The sequence below is a fragment of the Pseudoalteromonas sp. Isolate6 genome (assembly GCF_022398435.1).
In the GTDB taxonomy this organism is placed as follows: domain Bacteria; phylum Pseudomonadota; class Gammaproteobacteria; order Enterobacterales; family Alteromonadaceae; genus Pseudoalteromonas; species Pseudoalteromonas galatheae.
In genome coordinates this window covers 1-5198 of the sequence record NZ_JAKEVK010000271.1, presented here as the reverse complement: position 1 = coordinate 5198, position 5198 = coordinate 1, and the positions used below count along the sequence as shown (strand labels likewise).

Annotated in this window: 6 protein-coding genes; 2 read left to right on the top strand and 4 right to left on the bottom strand. The window is 41.4% G+C overall.

Features of this window, described 5'->3' with window-relative positions; all coding sequences use genetic code 11:
* On the bottom strand, nucleotides 1–760 hold a 760-nt coding region (locus tag L1D50_RS21425), incomplete at its 3' end, for a DUF6575 domain-containing protein (RefSeq protein WP_345773977.1).
* The gene (locus tag L1D50_RS21420) at nucleotides 757–1170 is read right to left on the bottom strand and encodes a hypothetical protein (protein ID WP_239966776.1); all 414 of its coding nucleotides are present in this window, start codon (nucleotides 1168–1170) and stop codon (nucleotides 757–759) included. The genes L1D50_RS21420 and L1D50_RS21425, both read right to left, overlap by 4 nt.
* A gap of 138 nt (nucleotides 1171–1308) precedes the next feature.
* Here L1D50_RS21420 and L1D50_RS21415 point away from each other — a divergent pair, with 138 nt between their 5' ends.
* On the top strand, nucleotides 1309–1911 hold the full coding sequence (locus L1D50_RS21415) for a hypothetical protein (RefSeq protein ID WP_239966775.1): 603 nt from the start codon (nucleotides 1309–1311) through the stop codon (nucleotides 1909–1911).
* Nucleotides 1912–2278: 367 nt separating this feature from the next.
* Here L1D50_RS21415 and L1D50_RS21410 read toward each other — a convergent pair whose 3' ends face one another.
* A complete protein-coding gene (locus L1D50_RS21410; protein ID WP_239966774.1) occupies nucleotides 2279–3247 on the bottom strand; it encodes an AraC family transcriptional regulator ligand-binding domain-containing protein in 969 nt (322 codons plus the stop codon).
* 121 nt (nucleotides 3248–3368) lie between these two features.
* Here L1D50_RS21410 and L1D50_RS21405 point away from each other — a divergent pair, with 121 nt between their 5' ends.
* Nucleotides 3369–4217, top strand: coding sequence for a sterol desaturase family protein (locus tag L1D50_RS21405; protein WP_239966773.1), 849 nt, complete (start codon nucleotides 3369–3371; stop codon nucleotides 4215–4217).
* Nucleotides 4218–4221: 4 nt separating this feature from the next.
* Here the strand turns inward: L1D50_RS21405 and L1D50_RS21400 are convergent, their stop codons facing one another.
* Nucleotides 4222–5133: a LysR family transcriptional regulator gene (locus L1D50_RS21400; protein ID WP_239966772.1), complete on the bottom strand. Its 912-nt coding sequence runs from the start codon at nucleotides 5131–5133 to the stop codon at nucleotides 4222–4224.
* Nucleotides 5134–5198: the final 65 nt, after the last annotated feature.

Genomic DNA, 5198 nt, shown 5'->3' with positions numbered 1-5198 from the left:
CATTTGAAGTTTTAGACTTCAAAGTTAAATCTAATTTATTAATGCTCACGATATCCAATAGATTTTTCAACCTATAAGGATCAATATTGTATTCTTCCAGCCTACTTTCTAGCTTATTTACATCTGAAAGCAAAGATTCCAGTAATTCAATAGCAACAGCTGCTCGCTCTTGGTTACTTGAGCCTAGCTTCACATCAAATGAGCCATAGTCAGCTGTTAACGGATGTAGAGACGGTTTAAGGTTTTTAGGGTCTCTCATAATGCTTCTGACCACTTCACTGAATGAATCAAGCGTATCTGTTACAGCATTATCTGCAGGAGAGTCGTTTCCCGTTTTTTTAGCTATTCGTAAGTTGAAATCCCATTTTGCCTCTGGCGCAAAAGACTTTAATTCATCAGGATCAATTTCAAAATTCTTTGGTGGCAGATTAGCTAACTCAATGTTCTTTTTCGTAAGAGGCTCTATCATTGTATGGCGACTTTCATCCGCAAACGTAGAAATGAGCATCAACCTCCTCGATTTAGCAAATGCTTCATGAAACGTATACTCTTCACGAAGTAACTCATCTAATATCTTTGTTGATACAGGCATGTACACCCATTTAGTGCATTCTCCATTATCATAGTCACCACTCCAATAAACAAGATATAAATGTTGAAGCTCATCTCGGACAGAAAAGCACTTAGGTCCATAAAACTCATCATATATTTCAAAAATTTTAAGAGTACCTAAAATTGTGTCTTTTGGTAAAATATTCATGCTTCTTTTACCTCTTCCCTAATGTATTGATGAGGCAATGCTCCCTCTTGTGCCCACAATGTTACATGCCCTGAGTCTATTTTTATAACCCCAAGTTCAGGTACTAGCTCACCGCAAACTGTTTGCCAACTTTCATATTGTTCTGGGGCGGGATAGTTTCCAGTTTTTCGCTTTAATTTTGATAAAGTCGTAAAAAATGATATACCATAAGATAAAGGTTTATCCTTAGTGACATAAACATAGTCAGGATGTTCATCTCTGTGCTTTTGGAAATCAACCTCCGTAGGAGGAACTGTCCTAACTAAACGATAAACTTTGCCTTCTGCCGGTATAGGATCACAACTTTCGGGAATATCTTCTGGAAAATCAGCTGGCCAAGTGTAATCTAATTTTAAACCTTTTTGACTCATTGTTATTTCTTTTTAGCTTCCAATGCACATTTTCAGTCAAGAGAGATAAAGAATTCGCCTCTAAAATGTAGCCTTTTATTTGATTAGTAGTACTATTATGTTCACTAGATATACAAATAGCAACACAATGAGACGTTTATGACGAATGAAAATAGGGAGACTTTACAGCAAAGTCCTACCCTAGATAATGGACAGTTAAGCCAACAGACCTCTTCTCATCCTCTTCCAAATCAAACAAGCAGTAGTTCAGATATAGGTAAATCAATATGGTTAGTTCCAATATATGTTTTTATATATTCTACTTTTGCGATTTGGTTTTTAGTTGATGGGTGGCTCACAGGGTTTTCTTCTATTTTAAAACTTTGGCACATAAGCGATGACACTGAAATTCCTGCTCAGGTTCCGTTTTTGTTCTTTACTATTGTAGGCTCACTATTTGGGTGTGGTATTCTTGGAATTACTTCTTTTCACCGCCACTATGCAATTTCTTGTACATTTGAAAAGAAACACATTTGGGGGTTTTATCTTGCTCCATTACTTTCCACTTTAGTTGGGTGTTTGGTATTTGCAATAGTTCAAAGTGGACTTTTAGTCCTAACCGGTGATATAGCTGATGAAAATGATCCTGTAAGAGCTACACTAGGCTATGTCGCTATAGGTGGTGTTGCTGGTTACAATTGGGATGTTTTTATAAAAAAATTAGAAAATTTATCTCGAGACATATTAAACTCGGGAGAATAACCAACAAACCCATTAGAATAAAGCTCATATATGTCGGGCTATGAGGTGGCATCCATCGCTATTTTAATTTTAGAACATAGTTTTACGGAGTGTAACCGATTTTGCAAGGCGCGCAAATTCTATCCCTTCGGGTGCCGGACGCAGCTGAAGCTACGCTCGGCGTGCCCAATTTTCACTTCTGTCACCAGGTGGGTGTCAGCAATTTATTTCTCGGCTTAGTAGAAAGGGATTGAAAAAGTGCTAACAAGCCAAGTCACGAGAGTTTGTAAATAGAAAATCGATAACACCCACTATGTATTCCCAATAAATATTTGCACCAATGCTGGGAATTTAACTAACAAACCAAACCTTACCTACCTTCGGTTCTTCACTTTAGCTTTGACGGTGGTTTCCCATACCATTTTACACAAACTTTATTGAGCGCACTTTGCTCTGTAAAACCGAGTGCGTCTACAATATCGAGCAATCTGGTGTTGCTGATGAGTTGTTCAAATCTATGTTTTCGCTCTTGGTCGAGTAAGGTTCTAAAGCTGGTGTGTTGTGTTTTTAGCTTACGCTGCATCGAACGCACACTCATGTTTAATGCCTTAGCCATACTTGCTTGGTTGACTCCAGTCAGTGAATGCTTTGCCGCTAGTAAATTAGCAACACGCGCTTTTAAGTCATGATTATCACAGAGCGCTGATACGCTTTTTGCAACCACTTGCTCAATATGTTCGTGCATTAGGCTGTCGACGGTAGCGACGGGCATAGTAAGAAAATCTAACGGAAAAGACAGTGCGTTTTCAGGGCAATTTTGTGATACGGAGCAGCCAAACCAAGTCTGTAAACGTTGTAATTCTAGGTCACACACGCTAAAGCTAAGCTGGAGTTGGTTAGGCGATAAAGTTGAACGCAAAAGCTGCCTTGCAGCGCTCACCCAAGCGGTCATATTACGCAAAATGGCTTGCTTACCCAGCGGGGTTTTTGGTTGCCAAGTTAACTTGGCATTGTCGCTATCACTTGCGAATACAGCGAGGCCAATATCGGCGACAATGGCGTCGTAATGCAATAAGGAGGTAATAGCTTGCTGTAAGTCTTTACTGGTTTCGACCAAATAACCAAGCGCCCCATAATCATGCAGCTGAATGGCTTTACCCAGTTCAAAACCAATTAAGGGATCGCCGCTCAGCTCCTGTCCTACCTCAAGCAATCGCTCATACTCAACGAGTGCTACACGTTCAGGGCGTGACGCTACTAGCTCAGCAAACTCGCCTCGCAGCTTCTTGTCATCGGTAAAACGGTCATGGAGATATACCCACGCACTATAAAAATATACAAACGAAGTGGAGTGCATTGCAGTTCCTTTTGTCGTATTTGGACAAATTGTTGGCGCAGTTTGGCAGGATTGTCAATGGCTAACCCGTTACGCTAGTGCATATAAAGTACCAAAGCTTTGGCTAAAGAAGGAGCTGTATATGGTTGATGTATCGCTAATTTTACTGGCACTCAGTCCCATCTTTTTACTTTGTGTTGCCTGGGAGTATATCAAGCACCACGAACACTATGATTGGCGAGATTCATTACTCAATGCCCTACTCGCCTTGCTCCACCAAGGCAGCGACGCGCTGGCTTTGCTTGTACTGATGCCGCTCTTTTACTGGCTTCATCAATTTGCCTTATTCACAATCGAATTAAATCTCCTCACTTTGCTTTTTGGGTTTATCTTGCAAGATTTCTTGTATTACTGGTTTCACCGGGCATCACATTGTATTCACTGGCTTTGGAGTGCACACGTAGTGCATCACAGTTCGAACAACATGAACTTTACCACCGCATTTCGCCAAAGCTTGCTATACCCTATTGTCGGTATGTGGCTGTTCTGGCTGCCTATGATACTGCTTGGATTTACCCCGACCTTGGTATTTGCCATCGTCGCAATCAACTTGGCTTTTCAATTTTTTGTCCATACACAAACGGTTAATCGGTTAGGAGTGGTTGAGCGGATCTTTAATACGCCTTCCCACCACAGAGTCCATCACGCCAGTAATCCTGACTATATAGATAAAAACTTTGCTGGGGTGCTGATCATTTGGGATAAGCTTTTTGGCACCTTTGTTGAGGAGCGTGAGGACATCACAATTTGTTATGGAATAAGAGGTGCGGCACCAAAGCAGACCCCTTTAGATGTAAACTTTGCTCAGTGGCGTCATATGTTCCACTGTTTTTCACAAGCAAACACCTTAAAGAGCAAATGGTTGGCGCTATTTGGTTACCCAACCCACTTACCCGAAAAGCCTAAGAATACAGCTTCAGTCAAGCCCTAGTGCGTTATTTATACCGCTCGGCCTTTTCTACAAGCGCTTGGCAGTACACTCTTAGTTTATCGCGCAGCACTCTCACGCTTGGGTTGATCATTTGCTTTGACGGGCAGATCAACCACAACGGCTTACATTCAACGCGGTAGTCATTTAATATACTTTGCACCACACCTTGTTCTAGTTGGTCTGCTACATCTATCGCGGAGCGCAATGAAATACCCGCTCCTTGCGCACACCAGCGCTTTACCACATCCGCATCATTACTGGTTCTACGCCCTTTAAGCACCACTTTGTAAGTTTGTTCATTTTTCGTCAGTTTCCACGTATCAAACTTACTGCCTCTGATCAAAAAGAATAGCCCTTGATGCTCACTTAGCTCCTCATGATCCTTTGGCGTGCCTTGTTTTTCTATGTATTCCGTAGAGGCACAAAGCAGCAATGGCACATCACAAATTTTAAAGCCGTAGAAGCTACTGTCTTCAGGCGCGCCATAGCGCAGCGCGATATCAACACCGTCACGATAAAAGTCGAGATTGTGATCATTAAGAATAAGCTTCAAGGCAAGTTTGGGGTATTCATCAAGTAATTCGTCTAGCCAAGGTAGGAGAATATTACGGCCAAAAGCTGACGGTGCGGTTAATCTTAGCTCACCGTCAATTTCGTTGTCGTTATCAAGCACCTGTTTTTTGCCATTATCCAAAAGCGCAAGTGCCTGCTCGCAAATTGGCAAGTAAGTTTCACCTTGCTTTGATAGCCTTAAGCTACGCGTAGAACGCACAAAAAGTTGAAAGCCAAGGTGCTTTTCCACTCGCTTTATCGCGGCGCTCGCTGTAGCAACCTGCATATCTAACTGTGCAGCCGCCGCACTAATATTGCCAAGCTGAGCCGTTTTCATTACGACGATTAAATCTTGTGTATTCATTTTCAAAAAATTTTTGAAACTATTTAACTCATTATCATCTTTTTATTGATTATGTAAATCCATAT